General features: G+C 70.5%; 24 protein-coding genes and 1 pseudogene. 11 read left to right on the forward strand and 14 right to left on the reverse strand.

What is annotated here, in order from left to right:
• Positions 1 to 591 precede the first annotated feature (591 nt).
• Positions 592 to 866, forward strand: a pseudogene (locus ACWCV9_RS29635) (IS5/IS1182 family transposase); the annotation flags it as partial.
• A 120-nt stretch (positions 867 to 986) separates the two neighbouring features.
• Here the strand turns inward: ACWCV9_RS29635 and ACWCV9_RS29640 are convergent.
• The 9 genes from ACWCV9_RS29640 to ACWCV9_RS29680 all read right to left on the reverse strand — a co-directional run bounded on the left by ACWCV9_RS29640 (position 987) and on the right by ACWCV9_RS29680 (position 10,147).
• Positions 987 to 1,529 carry a hypothetical protein gene (locus ACWCV9_RS29640; protein ID WP_450791111.1) on the reverse strand — a complete coding sequence of 181 codons (543 nt, stop codon included), beginning with the start codon at positions 1,527 to 1,529 and terminating at the stop codon, positions 987 to 989.
• Positions 1,529 to 2,212: a hypothetical protein gene (locus tag ACWCV9_RS29645; RefSeq protein WP_450791113.1), complete on the reverse strand. Its 684-nt coding sequence runs from the start codon at positions 2,210 to 2,212 to the stop codon at positions 1,529 to 1,531. The genes ACWCV9_RS29640 and ACWCV9_RS29645 overlap by 1 nt, the downstream gene beginning before the upstream one ends.
• Positions 2,212 to 2,607, reverse strand: coding sequence for a hypothetical protein (locus ACWCV9_RS29650; RefSeq protein WP_450791115.1), 396 nt, complete (start codon positions 2,605 to 2,607; stop codon positions 2,212 to 2,214). The genes ACWCV9_RS29645 and ACWCV9_RS29650 overlap by 1 nt, the downstream gene beginning before the upstream one ends.
• On the reverse strand, positions 2,604 to 3,323 hold the full coding sequence (locus ACWCV9_RS29655; RefSeq protein ID WP_450791117.1) for a YqjF family protein: 720 nt from the start codon (positions 3,321 to 3,323) through the stop codon (positions 2,604 to 2,606). Before ACWCV9_RS29655 ends, ACWCV9_RS29650 begins: the two co-directional genes overlap by 4 nt.
• 1,014 nt (positions 3,324 to 4,337) lie before the next feature.
• Positions 4,338 to 5,780 carry an RICIN domain-containing protein gene (locus tag ACWCV9_RS29660; RefSeq protein ID WP_450791119.1) on the reverse strand — a complete coding sequence of 481 codons (1,443 nt, stop codon included), beginning with the start codon at positions 5,778 to 5,780 and terminating at the stop codon, positions 4,338 to 4,340.
• A gap of 1,076 nt (positions 5,781 to 6,856) precedes the next feature.
• A complete protein-coding gene (locus tag ACWCV9_RS29665; protein WP_450791121.1) occupies positions 6,857 to 7,252 on the reverse strand; it encodes a DUF2267 domain-containing protein in 396 nt (131 codons plus the stop codon).
• An 80-nt stretch (positions 7,253 to 7,332) separates the two neighbouring features.
• Positions 7,333 to 7,878, reverse strand: coding sequence for a nucleotide exchange factor GrpE (grpE, locus tag ACWCV9_RS29670; protein ID WP_450791122.1), 546 nt, complete (start codon positions 7,876 to 7,878; stop codon positions 7,333 to 7,335).
• A 2-nt stretch (positions 7,879 to 7,880) separates the two neighbouring features.
• A complete protein-coding gene (gene dnaK / locus ACWCV9_RS29675; RefSeq protein ID WP_450791123.1) occupies positions 7,881 to 9,743 on the reverse strand; it encodes a molecular chaperone DnaK in 1,863 nt (620 codons plus the stop codon).
• A gap of 38 nt (positions 9,744 to 9,781) precedes the next feature.
• On the reverse strand, positions 9,782 to 10,147 hold the full coding sequence (locus tag ACWCV9_RS29680; protein WP_450791125.1) for a J domain-containing protein: 366 nt from the start codon (positions 10,145 to 10,147) through the stop codon (positions 9,782 to 9,784).
• 291 nt (positions 10,148 to 10,438) lie between these two features.
• Here ACWCV9_RS29680 and ACWCV9_RS29685 point away from each other — a divergent pair, with 291 nt between their 5' ends.
• Entirely contained in the window at positions 10,439 to 10,825 is a 387-nt protein-coding gene (locus ACWCV9_RS29685) for a hypothetical protein (protein WP_450791127.1), read from the forward strand.
• A gap of 481 nt (positions 10,826 to 11,306) precedes the next feature.
• Here ACWCV9_RS29685 and ACWCV9_RS29690 read toward each other — a convergent pair whose 3' ends face one another.
• Positions 11,307 to 11,729, reverse strand: a complete 423-nt coding sequence (locus ACWCV9_RS29690) for an Hsp20/alpha crystallin family protein (RefSeq protein ID WP_450791129.1) — start codon at positions 11,727 to 11,729, stop codon at positions 11,307 to 11,309.
• 345 nt (positions 11,730 to 12,074) lie between these two features.
• Here ACWCV9_RS29690 and ACWCV9_RS29695 point away from each other — a divergent pair, with 345 nt between their 5' ends.
• Positions 12,075 to 13,223: a serine hydrolase domain-containing protein gene (locus ACWCV9_RS29695; protein ID WP_450791131.1), complete on the forward strand. Its 1,149-nt coding sequence runs from the start codon at positions 12,075 to 12,077 to the stop codon at positions 13,221 to 13,223.
• Between the two features lie 185 nt (positions 13,224 to 13,408).
• Here ACWCV9_RS29695 and ACWCV9_RS29700 read toward each other — a convergent pair whose 3' ends face one another.
• The gene (locus ACWCV9_RS29700) at positions 13,409 to 13,990 is read right to left on the reverse strand and encodes a hypothetical protein (protein ID WP_450791132.1); all 582 of its coding nucleotides are present in this window, start codon (positions 13,988 to 13,990) and stop codon (positions 13,409 to 13,411) included.
• A gap of 357 nt (positions 13,991 to 14,347) precedes the next feature.
• Positions 14,348 to 14,896: a GNAT family N-acetyltransferase gene (locus ACWCV9_RS29705; protein ID WP_055709299.1), complete on the reverse strand. Its 549-nt coding sequence runs from the start codon at positions 14,894 to 14,896 to the stop codon at positions 14,348 to 14,350.
• Between the two features lie 181 nt (positions 14,897 to 15,077).
• Here ACWCV9_RS29705 and ACWCV9_RS29710 point away from each other — a divergent pair, with 181 nt between their 5' ends.
• The gene (locus tag ACWCV9_RS29710) at positions 15,078 to 15,563 is read left to right on the forward strand and encodes a GNAT family N-acetyltransferase (RefSeq protein WP_450791134.1); all 486 of its coding nucleotides are present in this window, start codon (positions 15,078 to 15,080) and stop codon (positions 15,561 to 15,563) included.
• Here ACWCV9_RS29710 and ACWCV9_RS29715 read toward each other — a convergent pair.
• Both ACWCV9_RS29715 and ACWCV9_RS29720 read right to left on the reverse strand, forming a co-directional pair.
• Positions 15,530 to 16,555, reverse strand: coding sequence for an SAM-dependent methyltransferase (locus ACWCV9_RS29715; RefSeq protein ID WP_450791135.1), 1,026 nt, complete (start codon positions 16,553 to 16,555; stop codon positions 15,530 to 15,532). The two genes, ACWCV9_RS29710 and ACWCV9_RS29715, sit on opposite strands and share 34 nt — an antisense overlap.
• A gap of 59 nt (positions 16,556 to 16,614) precedes the next feature.
• On the reverse strand, positions 16,615 to 17,835 hold the full coding sequence (locus ACWCV9_RS29720; RefSeq protein WP_450791137.1) for an ATP-grasp domain-containing protein: 1,221 nt from the start codon (positions 17,833 to 17,835) through the stop codon (positions 16,615 to 16,617).
• Positions 17,836 to 18,310: 475 nt separating this feature from the next.
• Between ACWCV9_RS29720 and ACWCV9_RS29725 the strand changes: the two genes are divergently transcribed.
• From ACWCV9_RS29725 to ACWCV9_RS29755, 7 genes are all read left to right on the forward strand, one after another.
• A complete protein-coding gene (locus ACWCV9_RS29725; RefSeq protein ID WP_450791139.1) occupies positions 18,311 to 19,051 on the forward strand; it encodes a YqcI/YcgG family protein in 741 nt (246 codons plus the stop codon).
• A 135-nt stretch (positions 19,052 to 19,186) separates the two neighbouring features.
• Positions 19,187 to 20,095: a nucleoside-diphosphate kinase gene (locus tag ACWCV9_RS29730; protein WP_450791141.1), complete on the forward strand. Its 909-nt coding sequence runs from the start codon at positions 19,187 to 19,189 to the stop codon at positions 20,093 to 20,095.
• Positions 20,092 to 21,120: a GNAT family N-acetyltransferase gene (locus tag ACWCV9_RS29735; RefSeq protein ID WP_450791142.1), complete on the forward strand. Its 1,029-nt coding sequence runs from the start codon at positions 20,092 to 20,094 to the stop codon at positions 21,118 to 21,120. Before ACWCV9_RS29730 ends, ACWCV9_RS29735 begins: the two co-directional genes overlap by 4 nt.
• A gap of 79 nt (positions 21,121 to 21,199) precedes the next feature.
• Entirely contained in the window at positions 21,200 to 22,582 is a 1,383-nt protein-coding gene (locus ACWCV9_RS29740) for a hypothetical protein (RefSeq protein ID WP_450791144.1), read from the forward strand.
• A gap of 5 nt (positions 22,583 to 22,587) precedes the next feature.
• Positions 22,588 to 23,472, forward strand: coding sequence for an isocitrate lyase/phosphoenolpyruvate mutase family protein (locus ACWCV9_RS29745; protein WP_450791145.1), 885 nt, complete (start codon positions 22,588 to 22,590; stop codon positions 23,470 to 23,472).
• Positions 23,469 to 24,623, forward strand: a complete 1,155-nt coding sequence (gene aepY / locus ACWCV9_RS29750; RefSeq protein ID WP_450791147.1) for a phosphonopyruvate decarboxylase — start codon at positions 23,469 to 23,471, stop codon at positions 24,621 to 24,623. The genes ACWCV9_RS29745 and aepY overlap by 4 nt, the downstream gene beginning before the upstream one ends.
• Positions 24,620 to 25,819, forward strand: a complete 1,200-nt coding sequence (locus ACWCV9_RS29755) for a phosphonoacetaldehyde reductase (RefSeq protein ID WP_450791149.1) — start codon at positions 24,620 to 24,622, stop codon at positions 25,817 to 25,819. Before aepY ends, ACWCV9_RS29755 begins: the two co-directional genes overlap by 4 nt.
• Positions 25,820 to 25,828 lie beyond the last annotated feature (9 nt).

Below are 25,828 nucleotides of genomic sequence, written 5' to 3' on the forward strand. Positions count from 1 at the left end.
TCGTGGCGCCTGGCGACGTCCTCAAGACAAGCAGCCCGCACAGCCGTCCGCAATGACCCCTTTTACTAGTTGTGGCCGGATCGAGCGGAAATATCAGCTCTGTGGCGTGGGTCTCAAAGTGCAGGTCAGAAGGGGTGCCCGAAAGGATGTATCGGACATTTAGGGCTACGGCCTCGGGTCGTAGGTGACCTGCGTCATGTGGGGTGCTTCACCGTCTCGCTCACGGCCCGCACGGAACCCGTCACCCACAGGTCGCCGCCCGGGACCCTCGAATGTGACCGCGGTCTCGAACGCGGCCCGCCGGGTGGCCCGGCGGGCCGCCCACACCGTGCCGCTAGCCGGCGGCACGGCGGACCGGAAGGCAAGGCGCCCACCACAACCATCAGCATGACGACCGCAAGCATCAGAGCCCCGTCACCGGGCCACCCGCCCCATCGGGACCGCGATGCGCTCCCCCCTCCCCCCGATCTCCGGCACCCCGTTGGCCTGGATCGGATCGTCTCGGCCGCCTCCACGATCGTGCGCGCGCACCAGAATGCGGCCGGAGGCCCGTCGAAAAGGGGCCCGGGCGACGAGCCAGGCCATCACACCATCGGACGCTCCCGCGGCGGACTGACCACCAAGATCCGCCTGGCCGCGGACGGCCGGTGCCGCCCGCTGTGCTTAATCCGAACACGTCATGGTCGCCCTACGCGTCCCCGGGCCATCGGCCATCCACGCACCTGGCCCCTCGCCGTCCTGGCCGACCGGGCCTACTCGTCGCGGGCCATCCGCCAGCACCTGCCCGCGGAGTCCGGGCGGTGATCCCGCAGCCTGCCGACCAGATCGCCAACCGCAAGCGCAAGGGCCGACGAGTCGGTCGTCCACGGCCCCTTCGTAAGCCGTCGGTACTCCCGGAATTCGGCGTAAGACCCGAACTTCGCGACGCTGCGGCTACGCTTCTGAGCACGGACAAGTGCCGTGGCCATCCCGTGGGCCGGTGTTGCTCAGCCGGCCGTCGTCCGCAGAGCCGCTTCGGCCTGGTGGATACGCCATTCCTCCACCGTGTCCTGCTGTCGTCGGGCCCGCTCCAGCAGCCTGTCGAGCAGGGCTGGATCGAGACGCTCCTGCGTCCCGGTGAGCCGGCGCAGGGTCTGCCATCCGGCTGCCTTGCCTTCCACGCCCAGCCGCAGCGCCTCCAGCTCCAGCAAGGTGCTCAGCGGTGAGCGTCGCACCAGGCGGCCGTTGCCCTTCAGCCGTGCCAGTTTTTCCGCGGCCCAGCCTGCGCACACCTTGTAGCGGTGTATGGGGACACCCAGGTCCCGCATGATGCTGACAAGCGCCCTACGGTCCTCGGCGATGTCGGCGGCGACAGGACCGAGCGCCCGGCCGAGCGCGGACCCGCGGGCGGCTCGGGCCAGGTGGCCGGCCCGCTGAGTGCCTGCTGTGGCGCCGGCGAGGTGGTCGTTCAGATAGATGGTGAGCAGCTTCATGTCAGCGCCGTGTGCCGGCACGCGGCGCCGAGACGAGGTCCGTGGCAGGGTGTTCATCAAAAGCCTCCTTCGTGTGCGCGTGATTCCCGGGGAGACAGGGACGACGAGAGTTCGGGTGTGTGCGGTGTGCTCACCGTCGTCGTGACGCGTACGAGGCAGGGCCTGCGGGGCGTGGAGCCGAAACCGAACCGTACGGGCGGGGCCACTACGGCAAGGGAGCCGGCGTCCTGCTCCCCGAGGACGGCGGTCGCCGCGGTGATCAGGTGCAGATCGCGGGCGCCGTACCACTCGTGTCGGCCGCCTCCGGCCGTGCCATGTGTGCGCACGCCCAGGAGGAGGCGGGCGACCGGATCCGTCACCGCCGTCCAGAAGGGCTGGGCGGCCAGGGCACCGGGGACCGCCCGCAGCATCAGCCCCACGGGGCTGCGCCGGCCGGCGGTGAACCGCAGGTCGAGCAGCGGGCCTGCGGTGACCGTCCAGTCGTCACCGCTGACGTGGACGCGTACGGGTGCGATGCGGACCTCGTCGAAGGAGTAGGTGACGGCGATGAAGTCCGCCGTCCGCCGGGTGGGAGCCAACAACAGGCGGTGGCCGTCGGCCTGTTCGAGCATGACGTCGCTGAACGGCCCGAAGGAGGAGCGGGGCCAGTGGCCGAGGATCAGGCGGGCGCCGCAGGACGTACCGATGCCGGCGATCCAGCCGTCGAAGCGCCACCGGGTGGTCCGGGGGGATCGGCGCATCAGGGTGCCTCGGTCGCGGTGCGGTTCGTCCGCGGTGCGGACCGCCCGAGGCGGCCGCATCGGCGCCATGCCAGCAGCCATCCGGCCTGCATCGCCGCGTCCAGAAGGTAGGTCGGACGGAGCCGGCCCACGGGCACGTACACCAGGTCGACCGCCAGAAGGGTCACGGCCGTGCCGAGGCCCGTGCGGCGGGCCTGGCGCACTCCGCCGGGCGTGGCCGCGGTGAACAGCATGCTCCAGCCCGCCGTGGCCAGCAGCCCGGCCGTGGTGTACTGGAGCCACTCCTCGGATTTGGGTCCGAAGACCCACTCGAAGCTGCGCAGGTGCAGCAGCGGCCAGCCGCCGCCGACCAGGTTGAACAGCCCCTGGGCCCGCGCCACGAGCACCGGGTTCATCGCCGTCTCCTCACTGCCGGCCGCACCGGGCGCGAGACACCGAAGCGGACCTTGTGGATCCCGTCGGAGAAGTGCACGAGCGGCTCCTGCGCAGGTGGCGGCAGCCCGGCCGCCCGAGTGAGGGTCTCCTCGAGATCTTCCAGGTGCGCAGCCCGCAGCGGCCAGGGTTCGTGCTCGACGGGCGTCTCCCAGAGCACGCCGCAGCCCCGCGTGAAGGCCCGCCACCGCGACGTCAGCCACACGTCCCGGCCGCTCGGCCGGAGCGGCTCGCCGGGACGGACCACCATGCGGTACGACGGCCCGCCACGCCCCCGCGCCCCTGTGTAGGTCAGTGCATCACCGCCGTGCGACAGCGTCAGGTGCCCGAGGTGGTACGGCGCTCCGATCGCACGGGCGGCCAGCATGAGCGGGTGGCCCACCTCGATGGACAGGAACCACAGCCCGTCCCGGCCGTCCCGCTCGCGCACGTATGTGCGCAGGTTGGTCTCCGGGAAGTCGGGCAGGGCGGCAGGGACACCCGGCGGGCGCACACCGGCCATCACAAACGGCGTCAGGCTGACCCACGCCCGCTGATCGCAGGTGTCCACCGTCAGCCCCTCCGGCAGCAGGCGCTGGACCTGGTCGGCTGAGTAGGGCCAGTGCACGAACGTCTGGGTGAGCCAGCGGGCGCGCAGTTCTGGCAGGTACACGTGCTGCTCGGGTCCATACGACACCACGCGCACCGACTCCCCAGGACGTCCGCGCCGAAACTTGGCATGACACCGAGCGGTCCTCACCCTGCGTCCGGGGGCGATGGCCAAGCCGTCACAGTGGGCCAGCAGCCCGCCGCCACATTCCAGAGTTCCAGCCGGTCCTGGAGCGCATCCGGGTACCGCGCATGGGTGTCGGCAGGCCGCGCTGCCGACCGGACCGGGTCCGGGCCGACAAGGTCTACGGCTCCCGAGTCAACCGCGGCTACCTGCGCAGTCGCGGTATCCGCTGCACGATTCCGGGCGGCGCGACGGCGGCCTGCAACTGTGGGACGTGCCGACCGGGCAACCGATCGTGGGGCTGCTCACCACTCCAGGAAACGCGGTGTACACCCTCGCGTTCGACGCCCGCGGCACCACCCTGTACGCGGGCAGCGCCCATCACCCCCTCCAGCGATACGACCTCGGCCCCGCCCACGCCTTGTCGCGAGTGTGCGCCGCACAGGCGGGACCGGCCTGCACCCGGCCCGGTGGCAGACCTACGTTCCTGACGCCCCGTCCCGGCGGGTGTGCAGCCCCGCGTGTGGATCAGCGGCCTCTGCGTTCCCGAACACGCTGGGGGGCTCCCTCCGGCAGGAGCGGATCTGGGCTGGAGCGAGGGAGGGTGTCAGCTGCTGGGTCAGACGGCGGAGGACACCGTCGGACGGCCCGTGACCGACCTGCCGGCCGGAGCTACGGCATCCGCACGACCCCCTCCGGGCTCATCTGCCTCGTCACCGGGACGGATCGTCGGTGGACGCCGTGGTGACGACGCACTGGTGGACAGCCGCGAGCGCGCCGTCGACCGGGAAATCACTGAACTGCTGCGGATCCTGCATCACACGATCACCATCCTCCCCGATCACCGCACCGGCGACGCCGGTCTGCTACTCGCTCGCACTCACGCGCTGCCACGGTGTGCGGGACGGTAGTGCGGACCCGTCCCGCGCATCGCGGGATGTCCGGGGCGCAGTCCCGGACGGCTGCTGAGGTGCGGTGGCGTCAGCCGAGTTTCCACTGCTGGTTGCTTTGTCCGGTGCAGGTCCACAGTTCGAGCTTGGCGCCGTCGGCGGTGGACGCCCCGGTCACATCGAGACAGAGCCCTGACTGCTTACCGGTGATGGTGCCGTCGGCGTTGAGGATCCACTGCTGGTTGGCGCCGCCGTTGCAGTCCCAGATCTCCACCGGGGTGCCGGGGGTCGTCTGGTTGTTGGCGGCGTCCAGGCACTTCGCGCCGCCGTAGACCGTGAGCTGGTTGGTCCCGGTGTGCGTCCAGGTTTGGTTGCTGCCGCCGTTGCAGTCCCATGTCTGCGCCACTGTCCCGTTGGTCTGCGTTGCGCCGGGCACGTCCAGGCACTTGTCCGCGCCGACCGCGTGGATGGGGCCGGTGGTGGCGCCGCCTGCACCGCCTGCGCCCCAGCCGTACTGAAGCCGGTCGAGGCCGGATTGGTTGTTGATGCTGAGCGTGTAGTTCGGCGCGCTGCCCTGGAGGGAGGTGATCGCGCAGGAGGCGTTCTCGCACGGGCCTGGACCCTGGGTCTGGTCGGCGAACTTCACGCCGGCCCACAGGATCGAGCCCATGCCCTGCTTGCGCACGGTGTCGGTGAGCGCGTAGAGGTAGGACACGTCGTTGACGCCGTCGCGTGGCCCGTTGTAGTTCACACCGGTGTTCATCGGGACGCCGAACTCGGTGAGTACGGCGCGGCTGTCGTATCCGCAGACGTTCTTCTCGAAGCTGGTGACCCATTCGGCCTCGGTGGGGTGGGTCTCTCCGCCGAGGGTGTAGTCGTGGAGCGACAGCAGGGTGCCGTCGAGGCGGGAGTCGGCGCCCACGGCGCACAGGTTCCCCTCCCAGGCGCCGGGCACCAGGATGCGCCCGCGGGGTACCTGGGAGAAGTGCGCCACCCAGGCCGCCGCGATGTTGTCCTCGTCGGTGGTGCTGTAGCCCCATGGCTCGTTCATGATGCCGAAGTACACCCGGCTGTTGCCCAGGTACTTGTTGATCACTGTGTTCCACATCGCGTAGAACGAGTTGGTGTCGCCGATCACACCGTTCTGCAGCCAGGGGGTGAGCACGACGTTCATGCCCAGCGCGGTGGCCGCGTCGAACGCGGCGGTATAGCTGTTCCACCACTTGCCGTTGACGGTCGCCTGGTTGAACGCCATGCGCACGGTGTTGGCTCCCAGCGCCTGGAAGCCCTTGAGGATGGAGGTGGCCTTCGCGTACGTCGTCGAGTAGCTGTCCGTGTTCGACAGGCCGACCGGCGTGATGTCCCCGGTGACGAAGTTGTCGTTGGGGTCGGCCCAGTTCACGCCGTGGAACTGGTTGGTGGCGGCGTGCGCTGCGGTCCCGGTGGCCGCCTGCAGTCCGAGCAGGCTCAGCAGCATCGCGACGACCAGGCCGACCGGGGTCAAGCGCCGGAGCTGGCTTCCACAGGTTTTCATGCACTCTCCTTCGGAAACAGGGTTCGCATTGCTCGGTGCGGGCTCCTCTGAAGGCGCGGCTCACCTACCGTGTCGTCGCAGCGGCCGGGCAGCGGGACCCGGACCGCGCCAACGTCACCGCGGCCAGACCTGAGCGCCAGGAGGTACTGCTGCCGGAGTGCCGGCGCCTGGGCGGGTCTGGCCGCGGGCCGCGTCGAACGCGCAGAAGTGGGTCGGGCAAGACCCTCGGAGTCGGCTGCCCGCCGGAGCCACGCTTCCGCAGCTGCGTCATTGCCGTCGGAGGCGCTGGGAGCGTGCCATACCGAAGCGGACAGTGAATGCTCGCGCGCGGGCCACGACCCGCGGGATGCCGGTCATGCCTTGCCACCGGTCGGCGTAGCGCGTGGGTACGCGCCGCACCGCTCGCATCTCCCCCAGCGCCGTGCCGCTTCGATCCGGACTCGTCCCCGGGCTCCGGGCCGGGGGCTGACTCTGTCGTTGAAACTCCTGTTCTGCGTGGGACAGCCGGTTCCGGCGGCAAGGCCCTCGTGGACACTGCGCGCGGCTCTGCTGTCATGTTTCCTCATGTTTGATTTTGCCTGTCGCGTTGCAGTGCTTCCCAAGAGACATCAGCCGCGATGGCGTGGATGACGAAGTCGATACATGGGATGAATGCAGTGAGGGCCGACCAGCCAACCCTCGGTGTGCGGTCCGGCGTGCCAGGCTCTGGGACAGCTGATAAGCAGGATGAGCATGCCCCGATCGAACGGGACGGTCAAGGGGTGCCGCGCAGACTGCTGAGGCCTACACATGGGGTGTCTCGCTCACTCAGGCGTTCGCGGCTCGTTGTCCGCTGGGCGCAGAAGAAAGGGCTGCCGAAACCCTTGACTGTGCACTTCTGGAAGTAGTTCGCTGCTCCAGCGTTTGATTGTGAGCCATTGTGATCGGATATGGTTGGCCGTAGTTGGCGGCCTGCGCAGCTCCATCGTGGCCAGCCTGCGGGCGCCCCGACTGCCGACGACCACGAGGATGGTGGCCCTTCTGTCGCTGGCACCCGGTGCGCGGAAGGCGTGCGAGCACCGGGCGCGGTGGCTTGGTCAGGTGGGCTGGGGGCGGCCGAAGAGCAGGTCGTAGCCTGCGGGGAGCTGGAGCAGCACCTGGCCCAGGAGGTCGTCGCCTGCGGCGTCGGCGACGGTGCTGAGCACGGCACTGACGTCCCAGGCCGCGGTCTGCTCGGTGGCTCCCTCGATCCAGGCTGCCGTCGCCCGCACGAACCTCTCCGGCGACAGCGGCTCCGCGCTCTGCAGGGGATTGAGCAGGATCAGGGCGAAGTCGTCGGGCAGGCGCGCCGCCAGCTGGGCGCGCACTTCGCCGACCAGATGGGCGCCCAGGAGGGCGAGGACCACGCGCGCCGCACGCTGTGCTTCCTGCTCGGTTTCGTACTCACCGCGTTCCTTCACCTGGCCGAGGAACGCTTCGCGTCGCAAGGCCACGTCGGCTACCACCCTTCTTCGGCATCTTGGCTGCGGGCGTGCGGGCGGGGGGAGATCAGGTGCCCGGGCACGGAAGCCCCTCAGCTCCGTGCGACAGGCAACGGCGGCCTCTTGGCCGGGGCCGATGCCTCCCGCAGGCCGCGCTCCGGCGCCGATCCGCTCCTTGCCGGCGGAGCCGGCCCGGTCACCTCCACCGCGGCCGGGCGCAGCAGGCTCTCGCCCAGGCGGTAGCCGGGGCGCAGGACCGCCGAGCACACCAGCCGCTCCGCGTCGGGGGCGACATGGTGTGTCAGGGCGTCGTGGCAGGCGGGGTCGAACTGGTCGCCGACCTCACCGAACGCCGTGACGCCCAGCGAGCCGAGCTGCTCGCGCAGGCTGTCGGCGATGTCCCTCAGACCGGGCGTGAGCGGCTCGTTGGCCAACGCCCGGTCGACGGCGTCCAGCACGGGCAGCAGCGCCTTGAGCACATTGGCCACCGCGATCTCGCACACGGCCAGGCGGTCCCGCCGCACCCGTTTGCGGTAGTTGTCGTACTCGGCCTTGACCCGCTGTAGGTCGGCGGTCCGCTCCTGAACCAGGCGCCGCAGCTGCTCGAGTTCGGCGCTTGGCGGCCCGCTGCTGGTCATATTCAGCCAGCCTCCGGTTTGTCGTCGTCGACGATCTCGGCATCCACCACTTCGTCCTCGTGCCCGCCGGCCACACCGCCCGGTGACGCTCCGGGCGTGCCCGCCGGTTGCTCGGCCTGGGCCTGCTGGTACAGGGCCGTGCCGATCTTCTGCGCGGCCTGCGCGGTGCGGTCGATGGCCTGCCGGATCGCGGCGGTGTCCTCGCCCTTCAGCGTCTCCTTCAGCTCCGTCAGCGCCGTCTCCGTCTCGCTCCTGGCATCGGCCGGGATCTTGCCGTCGTTGTCCTTCAGCAGCTTCTCGGTGGAGTAGACCAGCTGCTCGCCCTGGTTGCGGGTCTCCGCCGCCTCGCGCCGCTTGCGGTCTTCCTCGGCGTGCTGCTCGGCCTCGCGAACCATGCGGTCGATGTCGTCCCTGGGCAGCGCGGACCCACCCGTGACGGTCATCTTCTGCTCCTTGCCGGTGCCGAGGTCCTTGGCGGAGACGTGCATGATGCCGTTGGCGTCGATGTCGAACGCGACCTCGATCTGCGGCACCCCGCGCGGCGCCGGTGCGATGCCGGTCAGCTCGAACATGCCGAGCTTCTTGTTGTAGGCGGCGATCTCCCGCTCGCCCTGGTAGACCTGCACGGTCACGGAGGGCTGGTTGTCCTCGGCGGTGGTGAAGATCTCCGAACGCCGGGTCGGGATCGTGGTGTTGCGCTCGATCAGCTTGGTCATGATGCCGCCCTTGGTCTCGATACCCAGGGACAGCGGGGTGACGTCCAGCAGCAGGACGTCCTTGACCTCGCCCTTGAGCACACCGGCCTGGAGGGAGGCACCCACGGCGACGACCTCGTCAGGGTTCACGCCCTTGTGCGGGTCCTTTCCGGTCAGCTCCTTCACCAGCTCGGTCACGGCCGGCATCCGGGTCGAGCCTCCCACCAGGACCACGTGGTCGATGTCGGACACCTTGATCCCGGCATCCTTGACCGCGTTGTGGAACGGCGCCTTGCACCGCTCCAGCAGATCGGAGGTCAGCTGCTGGAACTGGGCCCGGGTCAGCTTCTCGTCCAGGTGCAGCGGCCCTTCGGCCGAGGCGGTGATGTAGGGCAGGTTGATCGTCGTCTCGGTGGACGACGACAGCTCGACCTTTGCCTTCTCCGCCGCCTCCCTCAGGCGCTGCACGGCCATCTTGTCCTTGGCCAGGTCGACGCCGTAGTGGTTCTTGAACTGCTTCACCAGGTGGTCGACGATCCGCTGGTCCCAGTCGTCACCGCCCAGATGTGTGTCACCGTTGGTGGCCTTGACCTCGATGACACCTTCACCCATCTCCAGCAGCGACACGTCGAACGTGCCGCCGCCCAGGTCGAAGACGAGGACCGTCTGGTCGTTCTCCTTGTCCAGGCCGTAGGCCAGTGCGGCCGCCGTCGGCTCGTTGATGATCCGCAGCACGTTCAGGCCCGCGATCTCGCCAGCCTCCTTGGTGGCCTGCCGCTGGGCGTCGTCGAAGTACGCGGGCACAGTGATCACCGCGTCGGTGACGTCCTCGCCCAGGTAGGACTCCGCGTCCCGCTTCAGCTTCTGCAACACCCGCGCGGAGATCTCCTGCGCGGTGTACCGCTTGCCGTCGACGTCCCCGTGGTCCGGGAACCGCCAGGCGTGGTCGCCGATGTGCCGCTTCACGGACCGCGCGGTGCGCTCCACGTTCGTCACGGCCTGCCGCTTGGCCACCTCGCCGACCAGCACCTCGCCATTCTTGGAGAACGCCACCACCGACGGGGTCGTCCGCGCGCCCTCGGTATTGGTGATGACGGTGGGCTCGCCGCCCTCCAGGACCGAGACCACCGAGTTCGTCGTACCCAGGTCGATACCAACCGCGCGTGCCATCTTTGGTCTCCCTCCTCGTCCTCACCTCGTTCTTCGTCTCACCGGCCCGGAATCCACCGGACCGGACCCGCACGCAGCGGCGGCTCGAGGCGGACGTCCTCGAACACCGCGGCGTGCCGCCACTCGGGGCGCGCGGGCTCCGAGGAGGCCACGTCCCGGCAGGACACCGGCGCCGGCTGGTGCTCGTCGCGCTGGTCGTAGGCCGCCCGCAGGACCGGATCGCGCAGTGTCTCGTACGCCGCCCGCACCTCGCCGAACCGGGCTGCGGTGGCCGCGTCCACGCGGGTGTCGGGACGCAGCTCCCGCACCCGGGCGCGGAACGCGGAGGTGATCTTCTCGGCCGTCGCCGAAGACTGCACCCCCAGCACTGCGTAGAGATCGGATTCCGGTTCCCGCACCGACACGTCCGGCCACCTCCTCGCCCGGGGTGAGCTGTGGTTTCTCCTCGACTTGCCTGCCTTCTGAGATAAAACCTGAGCCTTGTCCTGTCAAGTCGGGGCGAGGTATATCGGGAGGTGCCCCGAGTGCTCCGGGGACCCGGGACTGGCGGGGGCAGTACCGGTGGACGAAGCGGTCGGACGAGACAGTCGGCCGCCGGCGTGGCGGTCCGTGCGGGTACGGAGAGGCACCTCCTTGGACGCAACTGTGCCACCGCCCCGGACCGCGCCCGTAGACCGGATGGGAGGTGCAGTGCAGTGATCACCGAACTCGCTGTCGAACGCGTGGAATTCACCTGCGGCTCGTGCTGGCACAGCTGGAGCGTGGACTACGACGTACAGCGCTACCGAGATGCTCTCGACGCCGAGTGGGAGGTCTTCTACCGCGACAACACCGCCGTACCCTCCCCCTACACACCGCAGGGCGCACCACCGTGCGAGCACTGCGGCCGCCGCTGGGTCGGGCGCCTGGTAGCGCGCCGCCCCGTGCCGCTGCCCGGTGACACCGAAGCGCCCCGCAGCCGCGTACCGGCCGAGGGCGGCCACCGTCACGAGCGGCACACCGCGCCGATGCTGCACGCTGACGGTCACCCGCAGCCGCCGGCCGGTGCGCAGGCATCCCAGGCGACTGAGCCGCCCGGTTGATGCGCGTGGCCACGCGCCCTCCTTGCCAGGCGTGCGCGTATGTGTGCCAGAAGGCGGAGCGCGGCGTTGTGCGGCCCGCGGCGCCATGGCGCCGCGGGCCTTTTCAGACAATGGCGGACATCACGATCGACCCTGACGTGAACTGCGACATTGTCGGCTCCCATGACCGGCCCCCACCATGACCCGACAGTGATGTCAAAGAAAGCAGCTCCTCATGGGTGAACATGTGCACGTGCGGCTCAGCCAGGGGCTGAGTGTGTCGGCCGACGGAGAACTGATCGAGCACTCCCGCTGTCAGTGCGGGGCCACCTTCACGAAGGTGTTCGATGCCGGCAGTGGGGAGCCCGAACGTCCTGCCGGCTCGTGATGCGATGTGCGTCCGCTGCGGCACAGTGAGGCTGAGCGGCCGCCGCGGGCCTTGGACGGCTTCAGGGCCCCGGGCTGATGCCCGGGGCCCTGAAGCGATGGTGTCGCCGTGGGGTCAGCTACCCAGTTCCTTGCGGTCGCTGCCGCCACTGATGGCGATCTTGCGGGGCTTGGCCTGCTCCGCGACCGGGATGCGCAGCTTCAGCACACCGGCCTCGTAGGAGGCTTCGATCTTCTCGGTGTCGAGAGTCTCGCCGAGGAACAGCTGCCGGCTGAACGTCCCCGCGGGCCGCTCGGTGACCACCGTTTCGGTGTTCTCGCCGTACGTCGGCTTGCGGTCGGCCTTCACTGTCAGGACGTTGCGCTCGACATCGAGATCGATGGACTCCGGGTCCACGCCGGGCAGGTCCAGCTCCACGAAGAACGTCTCACCCTCACGCCAGGCGTCCAACGGCATGCCTGCCGGGTGTGCGGCCGTGCCCCAGACCCGCTCGACGAGCCGGTCAAGCTCGCGGAAGGGATCCGTACGCATCAGCATCTGTCGTCCCTCCTTCACGTCGTTCCCCCATCCACTTCGCTCTTCTTCTGATGTACCACTACGCCGGAAAGTTGACAACCCACGGCTCAAGTTTTCGGCGCGCCTTGGACGCGGGTGGTCATGGCGGGCGCCTGGGCCATCGTGACGGGCTGGAGTTGTGGGGCGCCCCGCGGTTACGGCACGAGCTCCACATGTGTGGTGTGGCGAGAAGGCGGTCGGTGATCGTCGTTTCGTCATCGGACTACGTGGAAAGTCACGGCTTCGGCACCAGACCTGTCGACGCCGATGATTCCCGGCCCGTGCGGGAGTCTGTCGTTCGACAGCGATCTTCTGGAAGGTGGCCTCATGACGACCCTGCACGACTTGCTCGAAGCCTACGTCCGTGCCGGTGCGCTGTCGGGAGCGGTCGGCCTCGTGGCCCGGGGTGACCAGGTCGAGGTGGCGGCCGTCGGTGCGCAGGACGCCGGCGCCGGCGCCCCGATGGCGAGGGACTCCATCTTCCGGGTCGCCTCGATCACCAAGTCCGTCACCGCCGCCGCACTGCTGATCCTCGTGGAGGAGGGCAGGATCGCATTGGACGACCCGATCGGGCCGTGGCTGCCGGAGCTGGCGAAGCCGGTGGTCGTACGCACGCCGGCGAGCCCGGTGGACGACGTGGTGCCGGCCGACCGGCCCATCACCGTATTCGACGTGCTGGCCTCCCAGGCCGGGTACGGATTCCCCTCCGACTTCACACTGCCGGCGGTGCAGGAGTTGTTCACGGTGCAAAAGGACGGCCGGGTGCCGAGCACCTTCCCGCCGGCCGATGAGTGGATGGCGGCGCTCGGCCGCATCCCGCTGCTGTACCAACCGGGCGCTGCCTGGCTGTACGACACCTGCTCCGTCCTGCAAGGGGTACTGATTTCGCGGGTCACCGGACAGCCGCTGCCGGAGTTCCTGACGGAGCGGATCTTCGGGCCGCTGGGCATGGTGGACACCGGTTTCGAGGTGCCGGCCGCCAAGCGGGGCCGGTTCACCAGCTTCTACAGGCCAGGCGACGACGGCAGCCTGGAGCTCGCCGACGGCCCGGACGGCGAGTGGAGCAGCCTGCCCGCGCTACCGCTCGGCAATGGCGGGCTGGCCTCGACCGCCGACGACTGGCTGGCCTTCTGCCGGATGTTGCTGGCGGGCGGGGTGGCGGCCGACGGCCGCCGGGTGCTGTCGGCCGACTCCGTGCGCATGATGACCACCGACCACACGAATCCGGCGCAGCGCGACATCGGCCGGCTGTTCCTGGAGGGTCAGGGCTGGGGCTTCGGCGGCTCGGTCGACATCGTCCGGACCAACCCGTGGAATGCCCCCGGCCGTTACGGCTGGATCGGCGGCACGGGCACAGCGGCGCACGTCATCCCGGCCACGGGTGCGGTCACCATTCTGCTGACTCAGGTGGCAGCGATGGGTCCCGTGCCGGCACCGGTGATCAGGGAGTTCTGGCGGTACGCGGCGAACGCCTGACACACGCATCTCACGCCCTGGATCAGCAGGTGAAGGGCTGGCCGAGCCTGGTGGGGCGGGTCGTGGCCGTCAGGGGTGACCTGCCAGGGACGGCCTCGCGCCCATCGAGGGTCCAGGCAGGCCAGACCCGATCCGCCGCAAACATCTCACCGTGAGAGCCCTGCCAACCTGGGCGTGCCCGGCTGTCAGCTGAAGATGTCCAGGAGATCCGGCCAGGAGCCTGTGTCGGCGGCGGGGCGGGGGCGCATCGGGCGCGGCTCCGGGTAGGTCGCCGCTGCGGCCCTCGCCCGGACGATGTCGGCACCGCCGCATGCCTCGACCGCGAAGGCGCCGAAGACCTTGGCGAAGGCGGCCGGGTCGCGGAATTCCACTCCCAGCGCCCGGCCGTCGAGCAGCGGCACCCAGACCACCCGGTCGAGCCGTCGCCACTCCCCCACCGGCTGGTCGTCCGCGGTCGAGCGGCCCTCCAGCCACAGCTGCGCCGCGTGCAGCAGGTTCACCTTCTCCATGGGCAGCCGCTTACGCCGTACCCGCAGTTCACGCGCGGTCAGCTCGACGCGTTGGTCCTTCTTCGGGTACCAGACGACACCGATCCCGAACGGCACCCACAGCAGGATCCCGATCATCGGCCAGACCAGAGCGTCGCCCCACGAACGGAACAGCCCGCCGTCCAGCAGGTACAGGACCCCGAAGACCAGAACCCACTTCGCCGTCATCCGCCAGAACCCGGTGCCCTGCCGATACAGGATCCGTCGCTTGCCCGTCATCACGCCAACACGCTATCGCCGCCCTGACCTGGAGCACGACCCGCTCTTGTCGAGGGGCGGGGAAGCATCGCCGATCGCGCAGGCCACGGGCGGCCGAGGGGCCGATGGGGCCGGCACCCTCCGCCCTCCGAGGCTCCCCGCCCCGGGCCTCGCGGAGCGCGGACTGCCGCGCAGCCTCCCATGCCGTGGCCAGTTCGGCGAACAACTCGCCGGAATGTGCGCGTGAGACGCCGGACAGGGCAGGATGGGAACTGGCCGTACGGGCCCAGGTCAGTGTCACAACTCACCCAACCCGTGCGGCCCTTCTCATGTCACGGCCCGATCGGGACGATCACCATGTCCGCCGAGACCGTACAGCTACCCGGCCTGGATGGCGTCTGCCGGGACCTCGAAGATGATCGTGAGTCCGTCGCGCTCGTCCCCCTGCTCGCCGATGCGCGTGAAGCCGAAGCCCTCGATGCACGCCAGGGAGGCGGTGTTGTCGGATCCGATCCTGGCGCGCACGGTCCTGACGTCGGGGTCGGCCGCGGCCCTGACGAGCAACGCCCTCAGCATGGCGCGGGCATAGCCCTGGCGGCGGTACCCGGGCACGACGGTATAGCCAACCTCGACCATGCCGGCCTCATCGGGCGGCCCGTGGAACCCGGCGTCGCCGACGACGACCCCGTCCGGCTCGGACACCGCGGCACGCGTGATCCAGGGTGCGGCAGAGGGGTCCTTGGCGAGCTGGTCGGCGCGGTAGCCGAAGATCCAGCGGGCTCGCTCACCGACGAAGTGTTCGTCAAGGGCGACCCCGGCCTCGGCGCTGCCGCCGGCGAGGTCACCGTCGGCAAGCGCCCGCAGTGCCTTTGCGCTGAGCTCGACGAATCGGACGCGTTTGGGGGCGGAGAGGGGTTCGTTGTTCATCGCGGTGATGCTCACCCAGAGCCGGAGAGCTGTCCACCGGTTTATGGGGACGAGCACCGAACTCGTCCTCGTCCGCGACACCGCCTGCTGATCACCTACCAGCCCAGCACGCCCGAGGCTTCCCCAGGGCCCGTTAGCCTGGCCCGGATCAGGTCAGCGCCGACGCGATGTGAGGAGAGGTATGTCGGAGCCTGTCATCGAGGTCCTTGCGGACGCCGACGACGCCGTGGTCGGGGCGTTCCGGCGGCTGCTGCCCCAATTGGGTAAGGAACTGCCCGAGTTGACTGCGGAGTATGTCCGGGGCGTCGTGACGCATCCGGCGAACCTGGTGCTCGCGGCGCGTACCGGGCAAGGTGTGGTGGGGCTGCTCACCCTGGTCGTTCTCGTGCTGCCGACCGGGATCACCGCCCGCTTCGAGGACGTGGTCGTCGACGAGTCGGCGCGCGGCAGAGGCATCGGTCTCGCCCTCGTACGGCGGGGACTGGAGCTGGCTCGGTCGCAGGGGGCCCGGCAGGTCGACCTGACATCCCGGCCGAGCCGTGCGGCCGCCCACCGTCTGTACGAGAAGGCCGGTTTCGTGCGGCGGGAGACACATGTGTTCCGCCATCACCTCGAGCACACCGCCGCCGCGGTTCAGTCCGCCACGGGAGTCAGCTCGAACAGGTAGCCGTTGGGCGGAACGGTGGTCGGCCGGACGGTCCGGCACTCCCAGCCGGACTCCTGGAACGCCTCCCGCCACTGGTCGAGGGTGGGGAGGTAGTCGCCCATCAGTGCGTGTACGGCCTCGAAGCCGAGGGTGAAGAGGGTCGTGTCCGGGCCGGGCAGTTCGCTGGTCCGTACGACGTCGCAGATGAACAGGCGGCGGGCCGCCGGAAACGCGGTGCGCAGCCTGCGCAGGGTGCGCACGCAGCTGTCGTACGGCCAGAAGTCGTGTCCCATGAAGACGCAGGTGACGGTGTCCACGTCGGCGAACTCGGGGCGCGGTTCGAGATGGAGGACGTCGCCCTGGAGCAGGGTGATCCGGTCGGTGAGACCGGCGGCCTCGACGGACTCGCCGGCCAGCTGCACCGCCGCGGGGGATATGTCGACGCCGACTCCGCGTGCGCCGGGGTGGTTGCCGAGGATCCGGATGAGCCGCTGCCCGGACCCGCAGCCGAGGTCGGCGACCTTGCCGACGGGCGGGTCGGCCAGGATGCGGTCGAACAGCGGCTCGACCTCCTCGTCCCCGATCAGCCGGGAGCCGATGGCCACGGCCCGCATGTCGCGATGGTAGAAGTCGCCGGTCCTGCGCTCGGTGCGGGCCACGTCGGGGGCGATGCTGAAGAGCTCGCCGCAGCCTTTGACCAGCCAGTAGAAGTAGCCGCGGGCCGCGTACGCCTCGGTGAAGAGCGCGCCGGGGATCACCACCTCGTCGTCCTTGACCTCGACGACCCGCGCCCAGTGCAGGGTGCGGTGCACGGCGCGGACCACGGTGTCGGAGAGGCTCTCGTCGCCGCCGTTGCCGAAGGGCGCCTGACCGTGCTCGGCGAGTCGGTCGAGGATGCCGAGCTGGTGGGCGGCGGACAGGGCGGCGGTGGCGACGTAGGACGAGAAGAGATCGGCGACCGGTCCGCGGACCCAGTCCGCCGGCGCCGGCGAGGCTTCCTTCGGTGAAGGCATGACGTTTCCCCCTCTTGTTCTGGTCGGTCCTTTGCTTCCGGCGTGTGTGCCTGGCGTGGTCAGTCGACGGGTGACACCACGGGGGTCATGTGCCGGCCCACGTGGTCGAGGCGCCGGATCACCTCGTCCTCGGAGTCACCGCGTACGGAGACGATCGCCACGGCGTCGTTGCAGTTCTCGGGGCGGGTCAGGCGGTCGCCGGGCCGGGCGAGCACCTGGCACTCCAGCACCCATGGCTCGTCCGGGGGCGTCAGGGGCCGCTGGAGGACGCCGGCGCCCGCGTAGAGGACGGTGAATCCGGTGAGATGGCGGGCGGGGGCGGCGGGTACGGGTACGGTCCCCTCCAGCTGTGCCTGGATGACGGCCTCGTCCAGGTTGACGCCGGTCCGGGAGAGGAAGCCGGCGATGACCCCGCCGCCGCCCGCCCGGGCCCCGATCTCGCAGAAGACGAGCTCGCCGTCACGTACGAACATCTCGTGGTGGGTGACGCCTGTGAAGCCCGGGTGGGCCGCCAGGACGCGCTCGTTGAACTCCAGCAGCGCGTCGAGCAGGGGGCCGGGGCTCACGGCCACGTCACGGCAGGGGCGCAGTTGGGTGTAGGAGGTGGTCTTGTCGATGTACCGGGCGGCGACGGCTCCGAGCACCTTGGAGTCCTGGACGACGCTGTCGACGTGGAAGAGTTCGCCGTCGATGAACTCCTCGACCTCGAACTCGTCGATGCGGCCGGCCTGTTCGCCGGTGAAGGAGGCGACGTCGGCCGGATCCCGCAGGACGAAGATGTCCCGCGCGCCGCTGCCCAGCCGGGGCTTGGCGACCACGGCGCCGGTCCGGGACAGCAGTTCCAGGGCGGCGGCCTCGTCGAACGGAGCGAACTCCGGGACGCGGATGCCGTGCGCGCTCAGGTGCTCCTTCATGCGGACCTTGTCGCGGAAGAGCAGTGCCTCCCGTACGGTCTGGCCCGGCAGGCCGTGCTCCTCGCGGAGTTCGGCGGCGCGGAGCAGGAGCCGTTCGGTGATGGCCACCAGCCGTTCCGCTCTGCGCCCGTTGAGGCCGATCTGGTGCTGGACCGCGTCGGCGAGCGCGCGGTTGTCGTAGACATCGGCCGCGACCACGGATTCCAGTTCTTCTCCGGTGGCTTCGCCGACCTTGTCGGGGGAGGTGACCAGACGTACCGAGTAGCGGTCTTCCGGCAGAAATCTGCGTCCGTCTCTGTCCCGGTAGAAGGAATAGCCGATCCGGTCGAGCAGAAGGACGGGAATCCTATGCCGTGGATCACTCATGTTTGTCACTGCCCCCGGTTTGAGTGCGCATGCGGCCGTATGTGCCTGGTATGTGCCGCGCAAGTTATTTCGGGTGCCTCGGGAAGTCCGCGTCCATCCGGTCGGACGGCTGCCCGCAGAAGTGGACGGAGAAGTGGAGAGGCATGACATCGAAAACCGGAGCCCACCGTAGGCAGGCGACTCGGCCAGTGTCCAGCCCTCATTACCGAAGGCGGAAAACTGCGGGGTACTTCCTTGGGCAGTGCCATCCTTTGTCTGGTTTGCGGACGGCGATTCGCGCGGGCTGCCGCTGGTTAAGCGTACAGTTTCAGCCAGTTTCTTGGTCAAGATCGTGTCATCTTGACGACCGGTTGTCTGCGTGTTTTGATCGGTGAATCTCTGCTGAACACAAGGAACGCCGTGGGTTTTTCCGACGGTGCACGGGGCCTTGACCCGGGTCTTCCGGGCATGGCGGAGAAGGGGGAACGTGGTTCTCGTGGAACGTATTTGGTCTGCCCTGGAGCAACCCCGGACGGATGTGCCGGGAGACTTACCCGGCTGGGTTCCACACGCATACGAGACCTTCACGGCAAAGCTGCTTGATCAGGAACGCCCGTATCCCTGTTACTTCGGAGTGCAGGGTCAGCAGCGTGGAAACAATTGGTTCACCGTATTCGACCCCTCTTTTCCGGAAGAGCACGGGGTACGCGCCCTGGCCGACGCCCTGGTGGAATTCCGTGAGCGGGCCCGGCGGGGACCCAAGCGGCAGACGCTGATCGTTTTCGCGGGTGCGCCCGAGCCGCACGCGGAGCTGGCCGATCACCAGGCGGCGTTCTGGACGCTGCTGAGAGAGCTGAGCGCCCTCGACACCGAACCGTGGCCGGAGGGCTTTCCCACCGACACCGCGGACCCCGCCTGGCAGTGGTGTTTCGCGGGCGAGCCGTGGTTCACCTTCATGGCCAGCCCCGGCTACCACCACCGCGACAGCCGCAATCTGGGCCCCTGCCTGACGCTGGTCTTCCAGACCCGGCGCGTCTTCGAGGGCCTCAGCGGCTCCACGGTGGCCGGTCAGGCCGCCAAGCGGCGCATCCGGGCGGACCTGGAGCGCTACGACACGATCCCGCCGCATCCCTATCTCGGCGACCCGATGTACTCCTCGGTCCACAAATGGCGGCAGTACGCGCTGCCGGACGACCAGTCGGTGGGCAGACCCGAGAAGTGCCCCTTCGCCGGCTGACGCCGTCCTCCGCCCGGCCCCGTCAGCACGCGTCGTGAACCCGCCCGCGTGCCGACCCGGCAGCGCCGCACCGCGTCGCATGCCTGCCTCCTGAGTGCTCCTCTCCGATCCGACCGGTCGAAAGGTGACTCCGCCGTGCCCGACTCCGACTTCTGGTCCCGTCATGTCTTCGTGCTCCTCAGCTCCGACGCGCCCTACCGGAGCGTTCACACGGACATGGTCAAGCGGCTGCGCAAGGAGGGATTCCCGCCCGTCGCCGCACGCGCCCTGCACGCCGACCCCGAGCTGATCGACGACCTGTACGCGGACCTCATCGCCGGCCAGTGGCAGACCTGGCGGTACCGGCTGGTGGACGCGGTCCTCGCGCTCGGCCCGGCCATGGCCCTGATCTGCCGGTACGAGGGGGACACCGGACCCGGACCGGACGGCGGCGGTGCCCATGACCTCCTCGCCCTGCGCAAGGGCTACCAGCACCCCGAGCAAGCGGAACACGGCACCCTGCGCCGGGACTTCGGCGCCATCAACAGCATCGTCGGGCTGATGCACAGCTCCGACGGGCCGGTGGAGTCCGAGCGCGAGGCCGCCATCTTCGGGCTGACCGCGGCGGACGCCGCCGCCGATCCGGAGGCCGCCGCGGCCGAGATCGACTACCTGTGCCAGGTGATCACCCCGCACACACCCGAACACCGGGACTTCGACCAGGTGCTCGCCGCCGTCCGCACCCGGGTGCTGGCCGCCCTGTGGCAGGACCTGCCCCTGGACGTCCGCCACCGAGTCCGGGACCGGTTCCCGGAGACCGCCCGGCTGGGCGACGTGGGCGCGGGAGCCGAACTGGCGGCGCTGCTCGCAGGCCACGCCCCCGAGCCGCTGCTGCCCTTCCTCGCCTGCGAGTTCGAGCCCTCCGCGGCCGGCGACATGCGCATGTCGGTGGCCGAGCAGGCGCTGCGGACCACGGGGGTGGTCCTCGACGCCTGGGAGCGGGTGGTGCTGGAGTCCTCGCTGCACTTCCAGCCACTGCGCGCGAGCCGGCAGGCCGTCCGATGACGGTCACCGGCGCCGGCGCACGGATCCGGATCACCGTCACGGACTCCCTCGACTCCGTGGGCCGCGAGGCCTGGACCGAGCTGGCGGCCGCCTGCGACGCCAGTGTCTTCCAGTCCTACAACTTCCTGCGCAGCGTCGAGTCCGACCCGCTGACGTACCCATCGACCGCGTCCTACCTGCTGGCGCGCACCGACGCGGGCGAGCTGGTCGCGGCCCTGCCCGTCTACCTCCAGCGCACCCGCGATCCGTTCGCGACCGGCCCCGGTGCCGACGCCGTACTGAACGCCCTGATCGGACACGTCTGGCACTGTTACGACACCCGCCTGCTGCACCGCGGGGAGCTGACGGCCTGGCTCGTCGAGCAGTTCTGGCAGGCGCTCGGGGACCTGGCGGCCGAGCACCGGGCCGAGATGTGGGGTCTGGTCAACGTGCCGCTGAGGGAGCCGCTGGCGCAGCAGCTCAAGGCCATCGGCGTACCGGTGGAGGAGACGGCGTCGCGCTACCGGCTGCCCATCGCGGGCGGACCGGCGACCCTGGACGAGCACCTGGCCGGCATCGGCCGGGCCTCGCGCAGGTCGCTGCGGCAGTACGCGCGCCGGGCCGAACGCTCCGGCGCGCGGATCACCCTGCGCACCGGCCGCGACGTCCTCGACCAGGACGTGCTCGATCTGTGCCTCGGCACGGCCAACAAGCACGCACCGGGCTACTACCCGCCCGACCGGCTCGGCGCACTGATCGAGCGGCTGGGGGATGCCTGCCGGATCCTGCGCATCGATCTGGACGGCACGCTCCTGGCCACCTCCATCTGCCTGTACGACGACACGCGTATGCACGCCTGGGCCGGCGGCTGCCTGTATCCGGCGGAACTCAACTGGAGCCCGCAGTACGTCCTGTTCGAGGCAGAACTCAGAGCGGGCTTCGGCTCGGGTCGGCCGGTCCTCGAATGCGGCCGGCGCAACGACGAGTTCAAGCTCCGCTACGGCCTCCAGGCGTACCCCCTCGGCCGCGCCGTGCAGCGCGGCTGAGCAGGGGCCTTCGTCCGACGACCCGGAGACCCGGAACTCCGGGCCTCAGCCAACGACTTGGGATTCGGGGAACCACACCATGTCAGCCTCAGTGGGAGAGGGATTCGACCGCAGGGCCGGCGCACTGCTGCGCGCCGCGGCCAACGACCTCAAACGCGACGACGACAACGCCGAACGCGACCTCGGCCTGGCACCGGGCACCTTCGCCGAGTACACCTCCGGGCGGCGGCCGGTCGACTGGGCCCTGCTGCGCCGGGCTGCCGAGGTCTGGCCGCTCAACGAGCGGGACCTGCTGCCCGTCCACGACGACTGCCCGACCGGTCTGACCGTCCTGCGGGCCAAGGAGTCGCTGGCTAGCTCCCGGGTGCTGGCCCGGGGCGGCACGGACTACTACGAGTACCGCGACACGGCCATGTCCCGGATCGCCTCCTACCGGCCGGAGTGGATCCGGATGCTCCAGGTGGTGGAGGACGACCGGGCGGACAACCCGAAGGTGCAGTGGAACCGCGGGCACCTGCTGTACCAGTTCACCTATTTCGTCGGCCCCGTCAACTACTACTACCGCTGGCAGGGCGAGTCGTACTGCGTCCCCATGCGGACCGGGGACTCGGTGTGGGGCCTGCCCTTCGCCCCGCACTCCTTCACCGCCCGCAGCGACGCCGAGCCGGCCTACATCCTCGCCCTCACCTACGGCGGCGGCCTGACCGGGGACGCCCAGCGGGAACTGGCGGTGCTCGGTCGGCGGGCGGCCCACGACCTGGCCCTGCCCGTCACGCCGGACGCCTCGTCCGTCGCCGGACCGGTCCGCTCCTTCATGGCGGCGGGCTGCGTCACACCCGCCGAACTCGCCGCCCGCACCGGCCTCGCGCCCGAGCGGATCCGGCAGCTGACCGACACCGGCCCGGACGCCGCGCCCACATCGGAGGAACTCGCCGTACTCGCCGAAGCGCTGGGGGTCTCCGTACGGGACCTGCTGCCGCCGCGCAGCACCGCGCGGCACGGTGTGGCCATCCAGCACGCCCGCGACGCGCGCAGCTGGGTGTATCCGGACGACGGCCGGCCCGCCTACCGGCTCACCCGGCTCGCGGGCGACCCGCTGCACCCCCACACCTCCTCCCTCCAGCTCGACGTGCTCGCCACGGCGGACGCCGGCAGCGCCCCGCTGGCCACGTACCAGCACCAGTACCTGTTCGTGCTCGGTGACGCGCCCGTGCGGGTCGGCTGGGAGCGGGACGGTGAGCGCCGTACCGACGTCCTCGAACCGGGCGACTCCGCCTACACCGAGCCGCTGGTCCCCGTCACGTTCTCGGCTGTCACCGGCACCGCCCCGCGGGTCCTGCTGCTCCGCATCGGCGGACATGTCACCCCCGAGGTGCGCCATGCGCTGGGCGCCATGGCCGAGGGGGGAATCGACCGCTACATCGCCGAAGACCGCCTGTGGTACAGCAAGGAAGGAAACTGATCGCCGTGCCGGACACTCAGCCGATCCAGGCCCAGGGCTCCAAGGCCGCCCGGCTGCGCGCGCTGCTCGCCGGAACCTCCGTGATCCGCGCGGTGGGCGCGCACGATGGCCTGACCGCCAAACTGGTGCAGCGCGCCGGGTTCGAGGCCGTGTGGGCCTCCAGCTTCGAGATCTCGGCGAGTCACGGGCTGCCGGACGCGAGCCTGGTGACCATGACGCAGTACCTGGATGCCGCGGTCGCGATGGACGCGGTCACCGACATCCCGGTCATCGCCGACTGCGACACCGGTTTCGGCGGCCCGATGAACGCCGCCTACGCGATGCAGCGCTACGAGCGGGCGGGCATCGCCGCGCTCTGCATCGAGGACAAGCTCTTCCCGAAGATCAACAGCTTCGCCGACGCCGCCCAGGACCTGCTGCCCACCGAGGACTTCGCCCTGAAGATCAAGAACGCCAAGGAGGTGCAGTCCGACCCCGACACCGTGCTGATCGCCCGCACCGAGGCGCTGATCGCCGGGCATCCGGTGGCGGAGGCGCTGGAGCGCGCGCACGCCTACGTCGCGGCGGGCGCCGACGCGGTCCTCGTGCACAGCAAGAGCCGCCGTCCCGAGGAGGTGCTGGAGTTCGCCTCCCGCTGGCAGTCGCCGGTGCCGCTGGTCGCCGTACCGACCACCTACAACACCGTGACCGAGAGCGAGCTGTACGACGCCGGGTACCGCCTGGTGATCTACGCGAACCAGGGCCTGCGGGCCGCGGTCAAGGGCGTGCAGGAGGTCCTGAAGGATCTCGGCGGGGCCGACCGGGCCGCCGCGATCGAGGAGCGCATCGCGCCGATGGCCGAGGTCTTCGCGCTCCAGGGCATGCCGTCGACGTTCCGCACGAAGCCGTGACCGGCCGGGTGGCCGGCGGGTCCGAGGCCTTCCTCGCCGGGCTGGAGGACATCGGGGTCTCGCTGGTGTCCGGGGTGCCCTGTTCCTACTTCAAGGGGCCGATCCGGCGCCTGGAGCGGCACCCCCGGATCCGCTACGTCCCGGCGGTGAACGAGGGCAGCGCGCTGGCGATCGCCGCCGGTACCCGGCTCACCGGCGAACCGGCCGCGGTGGTCGCGCAGAACTCCGGTTTCGGCAACCTGGTCAACCCGCTCACCTCGCTGGTGCTGCCGTACCGCATCCCCCTGCTGGTCTTCGTCAGCATGCGGGGCTGGCCCGAGGCCGACGCGGGCGAGCCGCAGCACCACTGGATGGGCAAGGTCGTGCCCGCCTGGCTTGACTCGCTGGAGGTGCCGTACTGGTGGCTGACCGCCGACGGCCCCTCGCCCGACGCCGTCGTCAAGGAGGCGGGCGCCGCCCTGGACGCCGGGCGCAGCGCGTTCGTCCTGGTGGGCAAGGGCGCCCTCGCGGACACCGCCGCGGCGCCGGAGGCGGCCGCGGCCGACGCCTCGCTCCCCGACCGTGACGACCTGGTGGACGCGGTCCTCGCCGAGGTGCGCGGGGAACGGATCCTGTCCACCACCGGATACCTCTCCCGCACCCTGTACAACCGGGGCGGCCGGCCCGGGAACTTCTACATGCAGGGCTCGATGGGACACATCGCGGGCCTCGCCCTCGGCGCGGCGCTGGCCCGGCCCGAGGAGCGGTTCGTGGTCCTGGACGGCGACGGCTCGGCCCTGATGCACCTGGGCTCGCTCGCCACCGTCGGCCACTGCGCGCCCGCCAACCTGGTCCATGTCGTCTTCGACAACCAGGCGTACGACTCCACCGGCGGGCAGCCCACCACGTCCGGCACCACCGACTTCGCCGCGGTCGCCCGCGCCGTGGGCTACCGGCAGGTGCGCCGGGTGGGGACGAGGGCCGGGCTGCGCCCTGCTCTGCGGGCGCTGCTGGACGCGCCGGGGCCCGGCCTGCTGGCGGTGGACGGGAAGGTCGGCGGGGCGCCGGGGGAGCGGGCCTCCAGCAGTCTGTCCGTCGCGGACATCGCGGCGCGCTTCACCGCCGGGCTCACGGCGGCCGTTCCGCCCGGCGGCCACCGGGAGGAGGCGTGACCAGCACGACGCTGCCGGCGCTCCCCGGCACCTGGCCCGGACTGACCCGGCTGCCCGGCCACCCGGCGGCCCATATCGGCCCGGGCGCCGCGGCGCGGCTGGGCGACGCGCTTGCCGCGCTCGGCGCCGAACGGGTGCTCGTGGTGCACGGCAGGACCTCCTACCTGTGCTCCGGCGTCGACCGGAGCGTGGCGGCCCTGCCGGAGCGTCACACGGTGGAGCACTTCGACGGAGTGCGCCCCAACCCGCGCATCGAGCAGATCCGGGCCGGCATCGACGTCGTACGGCGCTTCGCGCCCCACGCGGTCGTCGGTATCGGCGGCGGCAGCAGCCTGGACGTGGCGAAGGCCATCGCCGTGCTGGCCGCCCAGCGGCACGACGCCGAGGAGTGCCTGCGCCACCCCGAGGCTGTGACCGAACGCCGGGAGTGCGCCCTCGTGCTGCTGCCCACCACCGCCGGATCCGGCAGCGAGATGACCCGCTTCGCCACCGTCTACATCGAAGGGCGCAAGCACTCGCTCGATGTCGACCAGGCCCGGGCCGACCTGGTCCTGGTCGACACGTACCTGACCGCGTCGCTCCCGCTGGGCGACTCGGTGGCCAGCGGCCTGGACGCGCTGAGTCAGGCCGTCGAGTCGTACTGGTCCGTCGCGGCCACCGGCGCCTCCCGGGAGCTGGCCCTCGCGGCCCTGGACCGGCTCGTGCCGGCCCTGGCCCGGGCGGCCGACACGGGCACCTTCACGGACCCGGCGATCCGCGTCGGCACCGCGCACGGGGCCTCCCTGGCGGGCGCGGCGATCGACCTCACCCGCACCACGGCGGCGCACGCCCTGTCGTACGACCTGACGGCGCGCCTGGGGCTGGCCCATGGCACCGCCGTGGCCCTGCATCTGCCCTGGCTGCTGGAGCGGCACGCGGCGGCCGACGCGTCCGACTGCCGCCATCCGCTGGGCGCCGCGGCGGTGCGGGACGCCGTGGCCGTCGTCGAGGACACCACCCGTACCCGCGGCGGCCGGAGCGTACGGCAGCTGGTGGAGCAACTGCTGACCCGCGCCGGGCAGCCGGCCCGGATCGAGGACCTGGCGCTGCCCGCCGAGCACTGGCGCGAGCCCATGACGAAGGCACTCACCTCCGGCCGGGCAGCCAACAACCCCTGCGTACTGACCGAAGCCGACGTGCTTCGGCTGCTCCGCTGAAGCCGCACG

The organism is Streptomyces sp. NPDC001606 (assembly GCF_053596835.1).

Bases quoted from the DNA above. Each gene is read 5' to 3' on its own strand.
- ACWCV9_RS29640 (WP_450791111.1), bottom strand. From the start codon at position 1,529: ATGAACACCCTGCCACGGACCTCGTCTCGGCGCCGCGTGCCGGCACAC.
- ACWCV9_RS29645 (WP_450791113.1), bottom strand. From the start codon at position 2,212: ATGCGCCGATCCCCCCGGACCACCCGGTGGCGCTTCGACGGCTGGATC.
- ACWCV9_RS29650 (WP_450791115.1), bottom strand. From the start codon at position 2,607: ATGAACCCGGTGCTCGTGGCGCGGGCCCAGGGGCTGTTCAACCTGGTC.
- ACWCV9_RS29660 (WP_450791119.1), bottom strand. From the start codon at position 5,780: ATGAAAACCTGTGGAAGCCAGCTCCGGCGCTTGACCCCGGTCGGCCTG.
- grpE (WP_450791122.1), bottom strand. From the start codon at position 7,878: ATGACCAGCAGCGGGCCGCCAAGCGCCGAACTCGAGCAGCTGCGGCGC.
- dnaK (WP_450791123.1), bottom strand. From the start codon at position 9,743: ATGGCACGCGCGGTTGGTATCGACCTGGGTACGACGAACTCGGTGGTC.
- ACWCV9_RS29690 (WP_450791129.1), bottom strand. From the start codon at position 11,729: ATGCTGATGCGTACGGATCCCTTCCGCGAGCTTGACCGGCTCGTCGAG.
- ACWCV9_RS29695 (WP_450791131.1), top strand. From the start codon at position 12,075: ATGACGACCCTGCACGACTTGCTCGAAGCCTACGTCCGTGCCGGTGCG.
- ACWCV9_RS29700 (WP_450791132.1), bottom strand. From the start codon at position 13,990: ATGACGGGCAAGCGACGGATCCTGTATCGGCAGGGCACCGGGTTCTGG.
- ACWCV9_RS29705 (WP_055709299.1), bottom strand. From the start codon at position 14,896: ATGAACAACGAACCCCTCTCCGCCCCCAAACGCGTCCGATTCGTCGAG.
- ACWCV9_RS29710 (WP_450791134.1), top strand. From the start codon at position 15,078: ATGTCGGAGCCTGTCATCGAGGTCCTTGCGGACGCCGACGACGCCGTG.
- ACWCV9_RS29715 (WP_450791135.1), bottom strand. From the start codon at position 16,555: ATGCCTTCACCGAAGGAAGCCTCGCCGGCGCCGGCGGACTGGGTCCGC.
- ACWCV9_RS29720 (WP_450791137.1), bottom strand. From the start codon at position 17,835: ATGAGTGATCCACGGCATAGGATTCCCGTCCTTCTGCTCGACCGGATC.
- ACWCV9_RS29735 (WP_450791142.1), top strand. From the start codon at position 20,092: ATGACGGTCACCGGCGCCGGCGCACGGATCCGGATCACCGTCACGGAC.
- ACWCV9_RS29740 (WP_450791144.1), top strand. From the start codon at position 21,200: ATGTCAGCCTCAGTGGGAGAGGGATTCGACCGCAGGGCCGGCGCACTG.